General features: G+C 35.8%; 11 protein-coding genes, 7 tRNA genes and 3 rRNA genes. 19 read left to right on the forward strand and 2 right to left on the reverse strand.

Annotated features, from left to right (window positions below; all coding sequences use genetic code 4):
- Positions 1-1470, forward strand: coding sequence for an amidase family protein (locus LD125_RS00360; protein ID WP_250137658.1), 1470 nt, complete (start codon positions 1-3; stop codon positions 1468-1470).
- On the forward strand, positions 1463-2896 hold the full coding sequence (gatB, locus tag LD125_RS00365) for an Asp-tRNA(Asn)/Glu-tRNA(Gln) amidotransferase subunit GatB (protein WP_250137657.1): 1434 nt from the start codon (positions 1463-1465) through the stop codon (positions 2894-2896). The genes LD125_RS00360 and gatB overlap by 8 nt, the downstream gene beginning before the upstream one ends.
- A gap of 22 nt (positions 2897-2918) precedes the next feature.
- Here the strand turns inward: gatB and LD125_RS00370 are convergent, their stop codons facing one another.
- Positions 2919-3665: a potassium channel family protein gene (locus LD125_RS00370; RefSeq protein ID WP_250137656.1), complete on the reverse strand. Its 747-nt coding sequence runs from the start codon at positions 3663-3665 to the stop codon at positions 2919-2921.
- Positions 3666-3749: 84 nt separating this feature from the next.
- Here LD125_RS00370 and LD125_RS00375 point away from each other — a divergent pair, with 84 nt between their 5' ends.
- From LD125_RS00375 to LD125_RS00420, 10 genes are all read left to right on the forward strand, one after another.
- Positions 3750-5522, forward strand: a complete 1773-nt coding sequence (locus tag LD125_RS00375; protein WP_250136526.1) for a TrkH family potassium uptake protein — start codon at positions 3750-3752, stop codon at positions 5520-5522.
- A gap of 15 nt (positions 5523-5537) precedes the next feature.
- A complete protein-coding gene (locus LD125_RS00380) occupies positions 5538-6386 on the forward strand; it encodes a bifunctional 5,10-methylenetetrahydrofolate dehydrogenase/5,10-methenyltetrahydrofolate cyclohydrolase (RefSeq protein ID WP_250137655.1) in 849 nt (282 codons plus the stop codon).
- A 103-nt stretch (positions 6387-6489) separates the two neighbouring features.
- Positions 6490-6565: transfer RNA gene (locus LD125_RS00385), tRNA-Asn, on the forward strand.
- 8 nt (positions 6566-6573) lie between these two features.
- Positions 6574-6649: transfer RNA gene (locus LD125_RS00390), tRNA-Glu, on the forward strand.
- 13 nt (positions 6650-6662) lie between these two features.
- Positions 6663-6738 (forward strand) — tRNA-Val (locus LD125_RS00395).
- A 3-nt stretch (positions 6739-6741) separates the two neighbouring features.
- Positions 6742-6818 (forward strand) — tRNA-Thr (locus LD125_RS00400).
- 178 nt (positions 6819-6996) lie between these two features.
- Positions 6997-7073 (forward strand) — tRNA-Thr (locus LD125_RS00405).
- Between the two features lie 114 nt (positions 7074-7187).
- Positions 7188-9884 (forward strand): hypothetical protein, encoded by a 2697-nt coding sequence (locus tag LD125_RS00410; RefSeq protein ID WP_250137654.1) that lies wholly within the window; start codon positions 7188-7190, stop codon positions 9882-9884.
- A 94-nt stretch (positions 9885-9978) separates the two neighbouring features.
- Positions 9979-10054: transfer RNA gene (locus LD125_RS00415), tRNA-Lys, on the forward strand.
- Positions 10055-10063: 9 nt separating this feature from the next.
- Positions 10064-10148: transfer RNA gene (locus tag LD125_RS00420), tRNA-Leu, on the forward strand.
- A 50-nt stretch (positions 10149-10198) separates the two neighbouring features.
- Here LD125_RS00420 and LD125_RS00425 read toward each other — a convergent pair.
- A complete protein-coding gene (locus tag LD125_RS00425) occupies positions 10199-10579 on the reverse strand; it encodes a hypothetical protein (RefSeq protein ID WP_250137653.1) in 381 nt (126 codons plus the stop codon).
- Positions 10580-10970: 391 nt separating this feature from the next.
- Between LD125_RS00425 and LD125_RS00430 the strand changes: the two genes are divergently transcribed.
- The 7 genes from LD125_RS00430 to potA all read left to right on the forward strand — a co-directional run bounded on the left by LD125_RS00430 (position 10971) and on the right by potA (position 19204).
- Positions 10971-12496: ribosomal RNA gene (locus LD125_RS00430) — 16S ribosomal RNA — on the forward strand.
- 238 nt (positions 12497-12734) lie between these two features.
- Positions 12735-15655 (forward strand): 23S ribosomal RNA (locus tag LD125_RS00435).
- A gap of 77 nt (positions 15656-15732) precedes the next feature.
- Positions 15733-15841: ribosomal RNA gene (gene rrf, locus LD125_RS00440) — 5S ribosomal RNA — on the forward strand.
- Together the 16S, 23S and 5S rRNA genes form the textbook arrangement of a ribosomal RNA operon.
- Positions 15842-15868: 27 nt before the next feature.
- Complete coding sequence (locus LD125_RS00445; RefSeq protein WP_250137898.1) at positions 15869-16795, forward strand: Cof-type HAD-IIB family hydrolase; 927 nt, start codon at positions 15869-15871, stop codon at positions 16793-16795.
- A 2-nt stretch (positions 16796-16797) separates the two neighbouring features.
- On the forward strand, positions 16798-17103 hold the full coding sequence (gene trxA, locus LD125_RS00450) for a thioredoxin (protein WP_250136921.1): 306 nt from the start codon (positions 16798-16800) through the stop codon (positions 17101-17103).
- Positions 17104-17171: 68 nt separating this feature from the next.
- A complete protein-coding gene (locus tag LD125_RS00455) occupies positions 17172-18008 on the forward strand; it encodes a Cof-type HAD-IIB family hydrolase (RefSeq protein WP_250137617.1) in 837 nt (278 codons plus the stop codon).
- 140 nt (positions 18009-18148) lie between these two features.
- Entirely contained in the window at positions 18149-19204 is a 1056-nt protein-coding gene (gene potA, locus LD125_RS03845; RefSeq protein WP_250137337.1) for a spermidine/putrescine ABC transporter ATP-binding protein, read from the forward strand.
- Positions 19205-19219: the final 15 nt, after the last annotated feature.

Consider the following 19219-nt stretch of genomic DNA (forward strand, 5'->3'; position numbering starts at 1 on the left):
ATGAGTATTCAAAATAAAACGATTGTGCAACTTCACGAAGAGTTAGTAAATAAAACTACAACTGCTACTAAAATTGTTGAAGAAGTCTTGATGATGATTAAAACCGATAAAAAAGACAACTTTTTGTTAGCATTTGATGAAACAAAAATGAAAAGTGTCGCTCAACAAATTGATCAACAAGGAGTTGATCGACAAAACCTTTTAGCAGGGATTCCTTATTTTGCCAAAGACAACTTTTCCACTAAAGGTTTAACAACTACTGGTGGTTCAGCAATTTTAAAAAATTATATTCCTCCCTTTAATGCAACTGTGATTAATCTTTTAAACAATCAGCAGGCGCTGATGAGCGGAAAGAGTAACCTTGATGAATTAGGAATGGGAGGAACAGGAACTTCATCAGCATTTGGAACTGTGCCTAACCCGTTAAATAAAAAGCACTTAGTGGGTGGGTCAAGTTCTGGTTCTGCTTATGGAGTAGCAAAAGGAATTGTTCCTTTTGCTTTGGGAAGTGATACAGGTGATTCAATTCGTAGACCAGCTTCTTTTGCTGGTATTGTTGGCTATAAACCAACCTATGGAGCAATTTCGCGTTATGGAATGCTGCCTTATTCTCCTAGTTTAGATCACCCAGGTGTTTTGGCAAAAACAATTGAAGATAGTGCGATTGTAGCTGATGTGTTAGTCGAATTTGATCCTGCAGACTTTACTTCCTTAGCAGTAGAAAAGAAAGGGTTTTATCAAAACTTAAATAACTTTGATAAACAATTAACTTTTGGTTATTTGACTAATGTTCACAACTTTTTACCACCTAATTTAAAAAAGAAATACGATGAACTTTATGCTTTGTTAAAAAAGAATGGGGTAATGGTTAAACCTTTAGAGTTTTCACAACCTTTACTTGAAGCCTTATCACCAGTTTATATGATGATTTCTTTTTCAGAAGCAGTTTCTAGTAATGCTAACTTGGCGGGGATTAATTTTGGTACTAGAGTGGAGGGGGATCGGTGAGAAGCGGTGATGAAAAACACCAGAACTACTAATTTTGGTAGTGTTGTTAAACGTCGGTTTTTAATTGGTTCTTTAAATTTACAAAAAGAAAACCAGGAAATTTATTTGCACAAAGCAAAGAAGGTGCGCCGCTTGATTTGTGAAGAAATCAATCAGGTTTTTCAAGAATGTGATTTGTTAATTATTCCACCTTCACAAACTGTTGCTCCTTTAATTGGTAATGGACAAGAGTTTGATGACAACCAAAATAACCAAACTGAATACATTGATGACATTTTAACGTTAGGAAACTTTAGTGGAATTCCTTCAATTACGATTCCTTTTGTTGTTGATCACAACAAGATGCCAATTGGGATTAATGTTAATGCTGCTGCTTGTGAAGATTTAAAGATGTTTCAAGGGGCGAAATATTTAGAAACAATGATTAAACAACTAGAAAGTCAGGTTTTAGATCATGAATAATTTTGAAGTAATTATCGGGATTGAAAACCATGTTGAGTTGAAAACAAAATCAAAGATGTTTGGCCCTGGTCTGGTTGGTTTTGGTCAAACTCCCAACAGTCAGGTAAGTGAAGTTGATTTAGGTTATCCTGGAGCATTACCAAGTGTTAATCAAGAAGGAGTGAGGTTAGCAATTTTAGCTGCTCATGCTTTGAACATGAAGATTGACTCGTTATTAACCTTTGACCGGAAGAATTATTTTTATCCTGATTTAGTTAAGGGTTTTCAAATTACCCAACAATTTAACCCAATCGGTCAAGACGGGTGGTTAGAAATTAGTTTAGATCCCGATTCAAACAAAAAAATTGCGATTCAACGTTTACATATTGAAGAAGATACTGCTCAACAAAAACACAGTCAAAACCTCACTTTGATTGACTATAATCGTAGTGGAATTGGGTTAATTGAAATTGTCACGCATCCAGTCTTGAGAAGTGCTCAAGAAGCAGTTGCTTATGTGGAAAAATTACGAGAAACACTTTTATTTTTGGGAGTCAGTGATGTCAAGATGAGTGAAGGGTCATTGCGATGTGATGTTAATGTTTCGCTACGTCCTATCGGTTCAGAAAAATATTCTCATAAAGTGGAAGTGAAAAACCTGAACTCGTTAGCGAACGTTAAAAAAGCAATTGAATTTGAAGTGAAACGACAAAGTGCTTTGCTAGTTCAAAACCTTGTGGTTGAACAAGAAACTCGTAGGTTTGATGAACAAAGTCAAACTACAGTCTCAATGCGGTCAAAAGCTGATGCTTTAGATTATCGTTACTTTACTGAACCAAACCTATCACCAATCCAACTTGATGAGCAATGAATTGAAGAAATCATTAGCAATGCTCCAGAATTAGCTAGCAAAAAACGTGATCGTTATGAAGAAATGGGGTTAAGTGCAGAGACTATTAATACCTTAATGAGTTCGCTTGCTTTAGCTAACTTTTTTGAAGCAACTTTAGCATTAGTAAACGATCCAATTAAAATTAGTAATTATCTTACTGGAGAAGTAATGGCGTTTTTAAACGAGCAAAACCAAGAAATCAACCAGATTAAGTTAACCCCAGCTAATTTAGCTTCAATGGTGAAGTTATTAAACCAAGGAGTGATTTCTTCTAAACATGCTAAAACTATTTTAGAAATGATTTTAGTTGATGATCAAAAGATGCCAGAAGTAATTGTTGAAGAATTAAACTTAAAACTTATCAATGATTCTAAGGAAATTGAAGCGTTGTTAACTCCAATCATTGCTCAAAATCAAAGTGTGGTCGAACAATATTCACTTCGTCCTGAACGGGTATTAAAAACTTTAATGGGACAACTCATGAAAGTAACTCAAGGTAATGTTAATCCTGATCTTGCCAACCAAATTATTTTAAAGTTGTTAACTAAAGCTTAAAGATAGAAAAACACCAGTCAGTTTAGACTGGTGTTTTTTCAGTTCTGGTTTCATTGCTAGTTGGTGGCGTTCCTTGAATCTTATTAACAATATCATTAATAATATTAGAAGCAGCAAACAAGGTAATGATGTCATCTTCTTTTAAGATGGTATTTTCATCAGGAAGGAAAACTTTACCAGCTCTTCGGATTTGAATAATATTAAAGTCTTTGGAGTTAACTAAGTTTAACTCATCAAGGGTGCGACTAAAAACACTAGGATTTTTTACTACCACTACAGTTGAGAAGTAATCATCACTTGAAGATTGGATATCAATGTTGACATCGATATCATAAACTAATCGACTTCCCACTGTGTTTCCCGCAATTGCATCAGGGGTAATAATTTGGTTATCAACCAGTCCAATTGCTTTTAAGATGCGGCGATGTCTTTCATCACGAGCTCGAGAAATAATGTTCTTAACACCTAAGTCTAAAAGGTTTAGAACAGTAATTAAAGAAGTTTCCATCGTACTTCCAAATCCAACCACAACTCCATCAAAACTTTTAATCGCATTCTTTTCTAACGCTGACTTGTTGGTCGCATCCAAAATAACTTTGTCAATTTGATCATAATCAGATAAATTCAGGTCCAAACGTTGTTTGTCATTGTCAAACACGGTGACTTTTTGGCGTTTTTCTAGCAAAGTTTGAATCACAACTAAACTAAAGTTGGAAGCTCCTAGGATCGCAAAATTTTTCTTTCTGGGCACTGGTTCAAACCTCAACATTCTCACTATATTATACCTATATAACTTTTGTTATTGTATAATGATAAAAGTAATTTTCTTATTTCCCCCTAAGGAGGCTTTTGCTTGGCTAAGAAACCATTCGATGATTCCCGTTCCCAAAATGAAAAAAAAGCGGTGAAAAAAAAGCGCAATCCTCATAAAATTTCTTGAACTCATAAAAAAAGCAACCCTCTGGACCATTCGCTTGAAAAAAACAAGGTTAATGCTTCTTTTTTTCGAAGTCTGAAGCGTTTTTTTTCAATTAATTCCAAGGTTGAAGAACAAACTACAAAGGATAAAGCGTTTTTAAAGTTAAAGAACTGGTGACCCCTTTCAAAAATTAGTGGCCGCATTTTTTTGATTTATATTGTAACAATCATTGCAGGAATGATTCTTTTAGCAGTTCCTGGAGTCGTGCTAAACCATAACTATAAATGAGATTTTTTAACTTCACTATTTACTACTAGTTCAGCTTTTTCTGATACAGGAATTAATATTGCTGATGCTTCAAATGATTATTCGTTTTGAGGACAATTAATTATTGTTTTACTCATTGAAATGGGTGGAATTGGGGTTTTAACCTTTAAAGTTATCCTTTATTTAATGATTAACCGCAAAATTTCAGTCAATGATGCTTCTTTGGCACAAAGTGAACGGGGATCTAGTAATTTAAACAGTGCCGTGGTGATGATTCGTGATGGGTTTTTATGGTTAACTGCAGTACAAATTATTGGAGCTGCAATTTTGTTTTTTGCCTTTTACTTTACTGTTCCTGATCCTAATACTAACTATATTTATAATGGAGAGCGACAAGTGTTGGAGTTAACTTCACCTTATCATAACTTTGTGCGTTCTTTATGGTTTTGCATTTTTCATTCTACTAGTGCGATTAATAATGCTGGGTTTGATATTGTGTCTTCTGGTTCGCTACAACCTTATAATCATAGTGGTAATGTTAGTTATTTAATTCAGATTACTTTTATTGTGGAATGAATTATTGGGGGATTGGGATATCCAACCTTCCATGATATTAAAAACAAGATTAATGCTTGAAGAAAGGGTGAAAGTGTACCGTTTTCTTTATTTACCAAGTTAAACTTTGTGATTTATTTATTTTTGTTTTTTGCAGGTCCTCTAGCAATTTTTGGAATTGAGTTTTCTAACCGCAGTAACTCTTTAATTTTTAATAACTATACTGCTAATACCAACCCGTTAGGAATCATTGATGCTGAAACGATTGTGATCACAACTTCCAAACCCTTAGGAGAAGTGGTTATGGATATTATTTTTAATACCACTTCTACTCGGAACGCGGGATTTTCAAGTATTAACATTAATGATTTTAGTTCGGGTTCAAAAACAGTCATGGGAATTTTGATGTTTATTGGTTCGGCACCCTCATCAACAGCTGGAGGAATTCGGACAACTACTCTAGCGATTATTATTTTAGGAATTGTTTCAATTGCCCGTGGGAAAACTCGGGTGAGTGCGTTTAAAAAAACAGTTCCTGAAGAGACGGTTAAACGAGCTTTTGGAGTCTTTTTCCTTTCAGCGGTATTAGTCAGTCTGGCCCTAGTTATTTGTTATGCAGACTCGCATGCAGTGCTAAGTATTGCTTATAAAGGTGATGAAGCAGTGGTTGGTTTATTTGTCTTAATCAGTAGTGCGTTTGGAACTACAGGAATGAATCCGTTAACCAGTGATCAAATGTACCAGTTAGGAGTTTTAACTAAACTTGTTATAATTGTGGTGATGTTTATGGGGCAACTAGGAATTTCTAATACCTTGTTAGTCTTTGCTAAAAATAGTAGTAACGAACAGTTTGGCTATTTAGAAGAAGAAGTTGTCATTGGTTAGAAAAGAGAAGTTTTGATGGTTTTAATGGATGGAAAAAAACTTGCCCAACAGCTAGAAACAGAGTTAAAAACTCAAATTAATAACTTGAGAGAGGGTAGAAAGCCAAGTTTGGTAGTTATTATGGTTGGTAAAGACCCAAGTTCTGAAGTTTATGTACACCACAAACAAGAAGCTTGCGCGCGGGTAGGAATTACTAGTAAACTTCTTGAGTTTGCCTCAGATGTTACTGAGAGGACATTAATCACGACTATTCAAGCACTTAATGCTGATTCTAGTGTGGATGGTATTCTTTTACAGTTCCCTCTGCCATCACATTTAAACAAGACTAAAATGATGAGTTTGGTTGATCCAAGCAAAGATGTTGATGGGTTTAACTACCAAAACCAAGGGTTATTAATGCAAAACCAGCCAACAATTTTTCCTTGCACTCCTTTGGGAGTAATTGAATTATTAAAAGCCTATGAGATTGAGTTAAAAGGTAAAAACGTTTGTATCGTAGGTGCTTCTAATATTGTTGGTAAACCGTTGGGAATGATGTTGTTAAACCAAGGCTCAAGTGTCGACTTTTGTCATGAATTTACCCTTGATTTGGCAAGTCATACGCTTAGAGCTGATATTTTGATAAGCGCTGTTGGGCATCAAGGTTTAATTACCAAAGCGATGGTTAAACCCCAAGCAGTGGTAATTGATATTGGATTTATCAAAGATCCTCGTTCAAAAAAGGTGTTTGGAGATGTCGATTTTGCTCAAGTTAAAACAGTCGCAAGTTATTTGACTCCCGTTCCAGGTGGTGTGGGGCCAATGACTGTTGTAATGCTTTTGAAAAACACCTTTTTACTTTATTTAAGTCACGAAAAAAACTAAATTGGTCCTGATAAAAACTATTTTTGAAAAAAACAAAAAAGATATAGACAATAATTTAGAAGGTTGCTATAATTTTTATTGTCTTGATAGGAGAATAGTAATTGGCTTTTTAGCTCAGTTGGTAGAGCAATCGGCTGTTAACCGATTTGTCACAGGTTCGAGTCCTGTAAAAGCCGCCATTAACAATGGCCTGTTGGTGAAGTGGTTAACACACACGGTTTTCATCCGTGGATTCACGGGTTCGAGCCCCGTACAGGCTACCATTATTTAAATATTGGAGTGCTAGCTCAGTTGGGAGAGCTCCTGCCTTACAAGCAGGCGGTCAGCGGTTCGAGCCCGTTGCACTCCACCATTCGCTGTCTTAGCTCAGTTCGGTAGAGCAACTGACTTGTAATCAGTAGGTCGTAGGTTCGATTCCTATAGACAGCACCATTCAAAAAGCCGGAATTGATCACACGCCTTGGGGTGTGTTTTTTTATGTTTTGATTTTGAAAAGATCGCTAATGTCTTGACCAGAATTAAAATAACTTATGTTAAGATAATCTTGTTTGTAGGCTGGGTGTTTATGAACAAATGTCTAATAAATTGGGAGTCATTAAGACTCCTTCTTGCTGGCTTAGCTCAGTTCGGTAGAGCAACTGAATCGTAATCAGTAGGTCGTAGGTTCGATTCCTATAGCCAGCACCATTGCTAAGAATCACAAAACATACCTTCGGGTATGTTTTTTTGTAGAAAAGTTTGATAATAACTGTTTTCGATTCTGAAGGAGTTTAAGATTATTTTAGATAGGAGAGAATAATTATGGATGATTTTGAGGAAGAATTTGAGAATATAAGGGAACAAAATGAAAATAAAGTTTTTAGTACTTTAATTGTAGGAAACCCAGGAATGGGTAAAACTTATTATTTAAAAAACAAGATGGGTTGAAGTATTGATAATAAGTTATCTAATCGTCAAACTAGACGGATAAAGAAAAACATTAAAAACTTGCAGAAAGAAAACAAGAACAAGAGAAAAGAAATTTCAAATTTAAAATTAGACATAAAAAATCATAATAATTGAGTTTATCAATTGGAAAAACTAATAAAAGATAATGAAGATAAGATTAACAAATTGAAATTTCAAATTTATCGAAAAATTATTTATTTAAATTGTTTTGAAATTCAAAATAATTTTTCTGGGAGCATTTTCTGTGAGTTTATACAAAAAAAGATTTTTTCTCAGTGGTCCCGATTCATGTATAAACTTAATCAATTGTTAGTGAATTTTTGAGTTTACGTTTTAGTTCCTTATTTAGGTTTAATTGGTGGATTAATGGGAATATTCTTTGGGACAAGTAATCAAAAGTACTGACCAATTTATTTGATTTTTGCTATCACCATTACTTCATTAATTGCAGTCTTGTATAACGTTACCTATGTGTTAAAAACTAATTTTAATTCTAGAAATATTAATGAAATATCAAATAAACATTTTGTTGACTTTGAAAATTTGATAATTATATTTGATGATTTAGATAGATTACAAGATAGTTCTCTTAAAAGGAATATCACAAATGAAATTTCATTGTTTAGAGATAAAATGATTAGTGTTTTTTTAAGGAAAAATAAAAATCATTGTCTAATAAATTTATTTAGGAAAAAGAAATTTATTTCTTGCTCGATTGTAGCCGTTACTAACTATGAAGAAAAGTCAGGAGAGGAAAAAAATGAAGAATTAAGTAAAATAAGTAAAGAATTTGAAATATTAAATAGAAACTTAAAAAATATAGAAGACGGAATTGATAAAATAGGGTTTTATATACCATCAATTTCTAGAAATAGTCCTCATAATGTTGGTAGTTATTTTTCTCAGCGCAATCTCATTAATAGAAGAAGTAGGAATTTTTCATCCATTTTGTCGATTGATTATGAAGAAAATTTAATTGATTTTTATAATAAAAATTTTGATTTCATTTATGAAGCTGCTATCAATGATTTGCAGGCTAGGGACTTGATTTTCTCTGCGTTAAAAAAATATGGAAAATTAAATAATTATGAAAATAAAATAGAAGAATTTTTCAATAATCAAATTAACAAGCATTATTGAGAATTAATGATTAAAAAGTTTAATGTAAGAAAAATCAATATGATTTTTCCAATAATACATTCGTTATTAGAAAATAATACAAATATTAATTGATTAAAGATTATTTTTTCAGATGATGATTTTTTTATTTATATGGTAATAGACTATGCTATTTTAAGAGTTTACCAACCAACTTATTTTTTTAAACAGAAAAAACAATTAAGTATAAGTCCAAGCGGTCTCTGTGATGACAATGGGAATAAAATTTCTATTTTTAAGGGAACGTTTTATTCTGTAGAAATGCGTGAAATTGTTTACAATGTTTTTTCCCAGTTGATAATGCCTGAAAGAACTAATGAAAACTTTGGTTGGAATATTGACACTTTTAAAAAAATAGTAGATTTATTTGAAACATCGAATAAAATCTCTCTTTTTAATTTGCAAGAGTTTTTAATTTCTTTGTGATTTAAAAATAACATCAAAATCAATGAAATTTTCTTACACTTCTTTTATACATTTTTAATTAATAAAAATTATTTTAAAAAAATAGATTTTTTTTCCGATTCAACTAATAATTTGTTAAATAACTATAGTCCTGAATATATAACAATAATAATATACATGATTCGATTTTTTGTTTTTTTTAAACTTCAAAATGCTTTTGATGATGAATACAAAATCAATAATCTTTCTGATATTTTAAAAATTAACAAAAAAATATTTGATAATTTCAAATGAGAAAAAAAGAAGTTGATTTTTAAATTTTTAATAGGAGAATCGGATCAATTAAGTTTGATTACTTTCTCATATGATAGTAAAGAAAATGTTTTTTACACATCTGATGATTTAAACAGTGGTTGGTTTGATGATCCTTTTTTTCAAGAAATTAAAACGAATAAACAGAACGAAATATTCCCTGGTGATTCTATTTTTATTAAACAAAAACAGAATAGAATGAATGATTCTATTCAATCATCTTCATTGGTTCTAATGTCCTTGTTTAAAATGAAACAATTAAGGTCGATAGAACATTACGATTTATCTTTAATCGTTGAGACCATAAATTTAGAGCAAGATAAATTTAGCGATAAAAAATTTCTTGCCGCAGAACTAATTGATATTTTTAGTTTGAATGATTTTGGTAAAGAAGATTACGGGAATATTTCCAAATGAATACAAAAGGAAAGATTATTTTCTATCTTTATTTATATGGTTAATAAGAGAATGGGAAATTTTTCAGTAATTGAATATCTAGATTTATACGAAGAACTTAATTGTAGATTTTCTTTTGATGATTTGTTGACTTGATTAAGAACTGATTGAATTCTCGACAGAGAAAAATCTAAAGATAGTTGAGACCTTGAAAATTACCAAGAGTTAGTGATAAATTTGGAACAAATTGTCAATGATTTGAAAGCGAAAAACGATTAAGGCTACTTTTTTCACTTCTTTTCATCTTATTAAAATTTGATATGGAAAATGTCTTTTAACTTGTGTTATTATAATCTTGCTTGTTTGTATGTACGACTCGCTAGCTCAGTTGGTAGAGCAACTGGCTTTTAACCAGTGGGTCCGGGGTTCAAGTCCCCGGCGAGTCACCACTTATCAATGCGGGATTGGCGGAATTGGCAGACGCACTAGACTTAGGATCTAGCGTCTTTGTACGTAAGGGTTCGAGTCCCTTATCCCGCACCATTTTATGAACAAAAAACCAAACAGACATTAAAAAATCTGTTTGGTTTTTATTATTCATTTAATAATGGTTCTACTTCATTTCAATAACGTCAATTTATTAGAATTAACTTTTCAAGATTAGTTAATTCACCAACGATTCGATAGCGATCTTGTTCAGCGACGATGGTGACATATCGCAAAAGAACAACTGAATTGTATTTCATTCCTTCTTCAGTCGTTAAATCAACTGTAAAACCTTGGTAATCCTCTTCTTCAATTTGTTTATTAGAAAAGTAGGGATGCTGATTATTTTCATCGTATTTAATTGCTGTTATTTGTAGGACAACTGCTTCTTTGTTGATAACACTAATAACCAGATGAGGATGATTATACATTCGACCATCATTGCCTTCATGACTTAAAGTGATAATCTTTCCTTCAGTTAAATTCATTCTTTCACCCTCTTTTAATTAATAATCTTATTATGAAACAATTAAACAAATTGAGCAAGTGGTAAACTTTGTATTTTATTAGATAGATGTAAATCTTTGTCTTTTTAATGTGTAAAAAGCATTAAAAATTCAATTTTGAAATTATTTTTTAAAAAAAGAAAAAAGTACTTGCACTGCTATTGATAATTAGGTATTATCTTATTTGTCGTTAGGGAAAAACGAGTTATGAAAATGAATTAAAACTTCACAATCTTTCTTTGTTTTTTAACGAAAAATGATCTTTGAAAACTAAATAGAACAACCAATTACTTGTTAAAAAAGTTATTGTAAAATAACTCGTACAATTTAATTGAGATAAAAGAATAGTCAGCATCAAAAAGGAATTTATATTTAAAATGAGAGTTTGATCCTGGCTCAGGATAAACGCTGGCGGCATGCCTAATACATGCAAGTCGAACGGGAGTGCTTGCACTCCAGTGGCGAACGGGTGAGTAACACGTATCTAATCTACCTTTTAGTGGGGGATAACCTTTGGAAACGAAGGATAATACCGCATAAGATCTTCATTATGACATCAGAAGAAGAGGAAAGATCCGTTTGGATCGCTAAAAGATGAGGATGCGGCGTATTAGTTAGTAGGCGGGGTAAAGGCCCACCTAGACGATGATACGTAGCCGAACTGAGAGGTTGATCGGCCACATTGGGACTGAGATACGGCCCAGACTCCTACGGGAGGCAGCAGTAGGGAATTTTTCACAATGGACGAAAGTCTGATGAAGCAATGCCGCGTGAGTGATGAAGGTCTTCGGATTGTAAAGCTCTGTTGTAAGGGAAGAATAAGCCAGGAAGGAAATGTCTTGGTGATGACGGTACCTTACCAGAAAGCCCCGGCTAACTATGTGCCAGCAGCCGCGGTAATACATAGGGGGCAAGCGTTATCCGGATTTATTGGGCGTACAGGGTGCGTAGGCGGTTGTGTAAGTTTAAGGTTAAAGTCCAGAGCTCAACTCTGGTTCGCCTTAAAAACTATACGACTAGAATGTGACAGAGGTAAACGGAATTCCATGTGTAGCGGTGAAATGCGTAGATATATGGAAGAACACCTGTGGCGAAAGCGGTTTACTGGGTCATTATTGACGCTGAGGCACGAAAGCGTGGGGAGCAAATAGGATTAGATACCCTAGTAGTCCACGCCGTAAACGTTGAGTATTAAGTGTCGGACTTAAGTTCGGTGCTGCAGCTAACGCATTAAATACTCCGCCTGAGTAGTATGCACGCAAGTGTGAAACTCAAAGGAATTGACGGGGACCCGCACAAGTGGTGGAGCATGTGGTTTAATTCGAAGCAACACGAAGAACCTTACCAGGGCTTGACATCCAGTGCAATGGTATAGAGATATACCGGAGGCTAACATTGAGACAGGTGGTGCATGGTTGTCGTCAGTTCGTGCCGTGAGGTGTTGGGTTAAGTCCCGCAACGAACGCAACCCTTGTCATTAGTTACTAACATTCAGTTGAGGACTCTAATGAGACTGCTAGTGTAAGCTAGAGGAAGGTGGGGATGACGTCAAATCATCATGCCCCTTATGTCCTGGGCTACACACGTGCTACAATGGCTGATACAAAGAGTCGCAATCCCGCAAGGAGGAGCTAATCTCATAAAGTCAGTCTCAGTTCGGATTGAAGGCTGCAACTCGCCTTCATGAAGCCGGAATCACTAGTAATCGCGGATCAGCGATGCCGCGGTGAATACGTTCTCGGGTCTTGTACACACCGCCCGTCACACCACGAGAGTTGGTAATACCAGAAGCAGGTTACCTAACCTTTTAGGAGGGTGCCTTCCAAGGTAGGACTAGCGATTGGGGTGAAGTCGTAACAAGGTATCCGTACGGGAACGTGCGGATGGATCACCTCCTTTCTATGGAGTTTATTGATAAGAATGGATTGGATTCCACCAATCTTGACTATTTGGTTCTATTTAGTTTTCAGGGGTTATTAATTTAACTTCTGAAAAACAGATTGTTCTTTGACAACTAAATATTTGATGAGAAAAAATAAAAATTAAAACAAAACAATTTTCTAAAATTAAGTTATTAATCGATGATATTGAGATCAGAAAAAAATAACTAAAATTTGTAAATTGCCATTAGATTTCTTCTAATAAAAGTAAGGGCATATGGTGAATGCCTTGGAAAATGGAGCCGAAGAAGGACGTGACTACCTGCGAAAAGCATCAGGGAGCTGGAAGTGAGCTTTGATCTGGTGATATCCGAATGGGGAAACCCAGCAAGATTTACCTCTTGTTGACTTGTAGTGAATACATAGCTACAAAGTCGGGAACCTAGGGAACTGAAACATCTTAGTACCTAGAGGAAAAGAAAATAAATAATGATTCTCTTAGTAGCGGCGAGCGAACAGGGAAGAGGCCAAACCGGTTTTCGAACCGGGGTTGTAGGACTTTCATAACGAGTAATCAAGTTTAATGATAGTAGAAGTGGTTGGGAAACCACAGCACAGAGGGTGATACTCCCGTATACGAAATCATTGAACCTCAAGAAATGTTCCTGAGTACGACGAAGCACGTGAAATTTTGTCGGAATCTACCAAGACCACTTGGTAAGCCTAAATACTCCCATTTTACCGATAGTGAACCAGTACCGTGAGGGAAAGGTGAAAAGTACCCCGAGAGGGGAGTGAAATAGTTCCTGAAACCATATGCTTACAAGAAGAGGAAGCGCGTTAAGGCGTGACCTCGTGCTTTTTGTAGAAAGAGCCGGCGAGTTACAGTTGCATGCAAGGTTAAGCACTTTTAGTGTGGAGCCGTAGTGAAAGCGAGCCTTAATAGGGCGTTTAGTATGTAGTTGTAGACACGAAACCGAGTGATCTAGCCATGACCAGGTTGAAGTTGGGGTAAAACCCAATGGAGGACCGAACCAACGTTCGTTGAAAAGACCGTGGATGAGTTGTGGCTAGCGGTGAAATTCCAATCGAACTCGGAGATAGCTAGTTCTCCCCGATATATCTTTAAGGATAGCGTCGTGGTTAGAATAGTGGAGGTAGAGCACTGAATTTAGAATGGCCGCACCTAGCGGTACTGACTAAAATTAAACTCCGAATGCCACTATCTCGTCCACGGCAGTCAGAACATGGGTGATAAGGTCCATGCTCGTGAGGGAAACAGCCCAGATCGCCAGTTAAGGTCCCTAAGTGAATACTAAGTGTGTAAGGATGTGAAATTGCACAGACAGCTAGGATGTTGGCTCAGAAGCAGCCACCATTTAAAGAGTGCGTAACAGCTCACTAGTCGAGTGATTTTGCGCCGAAAATGTACCGGGGCTTAAGTATTCCACCGAAACTGCGGATTGTATTTTATACAGTGGTAGGGGAGCGTTCTAAGGGCGATGAAGTCAGACCGTGAGGACTGGTGGAGCGCTTAGAAGTGATTATGCCGGCATGAGTAACGTTTGAGAGTGAGAATCTCTCATGCTGTTTAACCAAGGATTCCTGGGCAAGGTTCGTCCACCCAGGGTTAGTCAGGACCTAAGGAGAGGCCGAGAGGCGTATTCGATGGACAACAGGTTGATATTCCTGTACTGATTAGTTAGTGATGGAGTGACGGAGAAAGGTAGTGTATCCCAGGCGTTGGTTGTCCTGGGCTAAGCACAAAGGTGGCGTTGGTTGGTAAATCCACAACGTATTCAACACTGAAGTGTGATGGGGAACGAACAGTTCGCTTAGTAGTGAAGTACATGACCCTAAGCTTCCAAGAAAAGCTTCTAACTTAATAACTAATTACCTGTACCGAGAACGAACACACGTGGTTAAGGAGAAAATCCTAAGGCAAGCGAGAAAACTGTAGTTAAGGAACTCTGCAAAATCACCCCGTAAGTTCGCAAGAAGGGGTGCTTGGTGTGAAAACCAAGCCGCAGTGAAGAGGGAGGGGCAACTGTTTAACAAAAACACAGCTCTCTGCTAAGTCGTAAGACGAAGTATAGGGGGTGACGCCTGCCCAGTGCTAGAAGGTTAAAAGGAGAGGTTAGCGTAAGCGAAGCTTTGAATTGAAGCCCTGGTGAACGGCGGCCGTAACTATAACGGTCCTAAGGTAGCGAAATTCCTTGTCAGGTAAATTCTGACCCGCACGAAAGGCGTAATGATCCCTTCGCTGTCTCAACTACAGACTCGGTGAAATTTTAGTACCAGTGAAGATGCTGGTTACCCGCAACTAGACGGAAAGACCCCGTGGAGCTTTACTATAACTTGATATTGAAATTTGGTGTGCTATGTAGAGGATAGGTCGGAGACTTTGAACCACAACCGCTAGGGGGTGGGGAGTCAACCTTGGAATACGACCCTTGGCACATTGAATTTCTAACTTCGACCCCTGATCGGGGCCAAGGACAGTGTCTGGTGGGTAGTTTGACTGGGGCGGTCGCCTCCTAAAATGTAACGGAGGCGCTCAAAGGTATCCTCAGCATGGTTGGAAATCATGCATAGAGCGCAAAGGTAGAAGGATGCTTAACTGCGAGACTTACAAGTCGAACAGATGCGAAAGCAGGACTTAGTGATCCGGCGGTCCCGAGTGGAAGGGCCGTCGCTCAACGGATAAAAGTTACCCCGGGGATAACAGGCTGATCTCCCCCAAGAGTTCACATCGACGGGGAGGTTTGGCACCTCGATGTCGGCTCATCGCATCCTGGAGCTGAAGTCGGTTCCAAGGGTTGGGCTGTTCGCCCATTAAAGCGGTACGCGAGCTGGGTTCAGAACGTCGTGAGACAGTTTGGTCCCTATCTGTTGTGGGCGTTGGAAAATTGCGAAGAGCTGACTCTAGTACGAGAGGACCGAGTTGGACACATCCCTGGTGCTCCAGTTGTCGTGCCAACGGCATAGCTGGGTAGCTAAATGTGGATAGGATAATCGCTGAAGGCATCTAAGCGAGAAGCCCCCTTCAAGATGAATTTTCCCCCTCACTTTCGGGTGAGTTAAGATCCCATGTAGACCACATGGTTGATAGGATGGGTGTGTAAGTGTCGTGAGGCATTAAGCTAACCATTACTAATCGATCGAGAGAAATTAGACGCAAATATAATGGACAACAAACAATTTACAAGTGATTTCTCATTCAAGTATTTAGTTTTCAAAGAATAATCCCACTAATCTGGTGACTAGAGCATAGAGGTTACACCTGTTCCCATGCCGAACACAGAAGTTAAGCTCTATTACGGTGAAAATAGTGCATTTGTGCGAAACTAGCGCGTTGCCAGGTCAACAAAAAACAAGTCTATTTGAATAAATGGGCTTGTTTTTTGTTTTTGGAATTAATTGATATAATCAAAGAGTCAGAAAGTGAGCAACTGCAATGGGAAAATATGATAAAAAATTCCTTTTCTTTTCGGATTTAGACTCCACACTATTACAAGACAACGGATTCTTTTCTGCTTATACCAAAGAAGTGGTGGAACAGATTTATGAAGAAGGTTATCTTTTGATTCCAATTACAGCTCGTTCGACTGGAGATGTCATGCGCCAAGCCAAACGTTTGAAAATTGATGTCAATGGTGGAATAATTGGGGCTAACAATGGTTCGCAACTTTTTGACTTCAAAAATCAAGTCTGAATTATTAATGAATCGTTATCAACAGAAGTTTTGAAGTGAGTCTTTGAACATACTCATGGTGTTAAAGATATGAAAGTGCATTTTTTCTCTGATGACACCACGTTTGTTTATGCGATTGGTGCTAATTCTCAATATTGAGCTCAGATTATGGGATCAGATTATATTGTGATTGATAGTCACCAAGCATTAGAACAAAAGATTAACCACTTAACAATTGCTTTACCAAAATCTTGAACATTAGAACAATATCAAGAGTTCTTTACAATAATTAGTACTCAGTTGAAAGAATTAGGTGCTGATGTTCATAAATATAGCGATCGTGTCTTAGAAATTGCACCAAAAAACGTTTCTAAAGGTTATGCTGTGAAAAAAGCGTTAGAATATTTACAAGTTGATCGTCATCAAACCAAAACTTATGCTTTTGGAGATGGATACAATGATTTATCAATGTTTGATGCAGTTGATGTTGGTGTGGTGGTAGAAAATGCCGCTTTAGCACTAAAAGATGTTGCTGATGATGCAACTGATTCCAACATGGATGATGGAGTTGCTAACTACTTAGCAACTCGCTTCTTAAAGAATAAACCAAGCAAGGAGAAATAATAATGGCTATTGTTAAAATTAATAGTGTTGATGAGTTTAATCAAGCAAAGAATGAAGGAAAAGTATTGGTTGATTTTTATGCTGATTGGTGTGGACCATGTAAAATGATGGAGCCAATGATTGAAGAGTTGGTCAATGAAAATAGTGATTTAACTGTTTTGAAAGTTAATGTTGATAATCTTCCTGATTTAGCTGCAGAATTTGCAATTATGTCAATTCCAACCCTAGTTCTTTTCAAAGATGGAGAAGCAACAAGTAAGTTGATTGGATTACAATCAAAACAAAAAATAAGTCAATTTATTCAATAACTAAAAGTAACTTTTGCAAGTTACTTTTTTTATGTCAGAATATAAATAGATAAAGGTTGGATGAAGTAATGGAAAAGAAATTATTGATTTTTGATATTGATGGTACCTTAGTCCACAACAATAAGGTTTCACTAAAAGTAATTCAAACCTTAAAAATGGCAAAACAACAAGGTCATTTAATTACGATTGCTACGGGTAGAAATAGTCGCGGAATTTTGAAAGTTGCTTGTTTATTGGGGTTAAATAACGGACAAACACCAATTATTGGGTTAAACGGAGCTGAAGTTTTTTATTTAAATCCTGACAATTCTACAAATCATTTGTGACAAAAACCCTTAACTAAACAGTTATCAGTGCAACTTTTTGAGACTGCTAGAACCCAAAAGATTGATTGTGTTGCCTATACTCTTGATGAACATTATTTGTATACCAACCGTAGGGTAAGTTTTTTAAATTTTTTTATGTATCTTCGGAGTAAACGTGCAGAATTTATTAAGTTAAAAAAGAATTTGATTAATTTAAATTTGGATGTGATGAAAGTTATTTGTCATGGAAGAAGTCAAAATATGCAATCCTTTCAAGAAAAAATGAAGTCATTAGGATTAGAAGTGTTTGGATGAAGTTATACTGAACACAAAACTCATAATATTGAAGTTAATATGACTGGGATTAATAAATCTGTGGGGATGGAAAAAACTGCTGAAATTCTTAAAATTGAGCAAAAAGATGTTATTTATTTTGGGGATGGAGCCAATGATAAAGAAGCATTGCAGTGAGCTGGAATTGGTGTAGCAATGGGGAACGCTCACGATGACATTAAAAGTTATGCTAACCAAGTAACTTTGGGAGTCAAAGAAGACGGAGTTGCAGTTTGGATTGAAGAAAATATTTTAAAAACTAAATAAGTTGTGAAATAAAACTTTTTTAGTTATGATTTTCTTACACTCTCAACCCCTCTTAGCAGGTGCTTAGTGTGACTTTTTATTTTATTGTAGTAAAATATATGCAATGTTTTTTTACTTTTAAATTGAAAGGAGACCTTTAAGTGGAAACTAATATTTTAGAAATTCGTAATATCACGAAGTATTATGATGGTAAAGTTGTACTTAAAGGCGTTAGTTTTAATGTCCACGAAGGAGAGTTTATTACCCTTTTAGGACCTTCGGGATGTGGAAAAACAACAACTTTAAGAATTATTGGTGGGTTTGAAAAACCTAATAGTGGTGAAATTCTTTTTGAAAAGAAAGATTTATTACCTGTAAAAATCAATAAGCGTCAAATTAATACTGTTTTTCAATCCTATGCTTTATTTCCTAACCGTAATGTGTGAGAAAACGTTGCTTTTGGTTTAGAAAACAAAAAGGTTAAACGTGAAATTATTAACCACGAAGTTGATAAGATCTTAAAGTTAGTTGGCTTGGAAAATCATGAAGATAAAAAGATTAATGAATTATCAGGGGGTCAAAAACAACGTGTAGCAATTGCAAGAGCGTTGATTATGAAACCTAAGATCTTACTTTTAGATGAACCAATGGCAGCTTTAGACGTCCATTTGCGAAAAGTGATGCGTGCTGAGTTAAAACGGTTACAAGAAGAGGTCGGAATTACCTTTATTATGGTCTCTCACGACCAAGAAGAAGCGTTGACGATGAGTGACCGGATTGTAGTTATGAACCAAGGAACAATTCATCAAATTGGTACTCCTTTAGAAATTTATAATGAACCAGAAAACTTATGAGTTTCAAAGTTTATTGGTAGTTCTAATGTGATTGAAAACGGGGAATTTGTTCATGACCATTCGGTTAAATTTGATGGTAAGAACTTTAAATGTTTGGACAGTAACTTTGGAGAAAATGAAACTAATGTTGATATTCTAATTCGTCCCGAAGACATTATTGTCAGAAAACCAAATATCGGTTTTTTCAACGGGAAGATTATTTCTGCGACCTTTATGGGGGTACACTGGGAATTAGTTTTCAAGAGTACCAAACACCGTGAATGAATTATTCACACTACAGAATATTATCCTGTTAATGAAAAAGTTTCGATTAAATGAAATAACGAAGCGATTCACGTGATGTGAAAAGAAGTTGATGATTAGTTAATTAGAAGGAGG

The sequence above is a fragment of the Mesoplasma sp. JKS002658 genome (genome assembly GCF_023566355.1).
GTDB classification, from domain to species: domain Bacteria; phylum Bacillota_I; class Bacilli_A; order Mycoplasmatales; family Mycoplasmataceae; genus Edwardiiplasma; species Edwardiiplasma whartonense.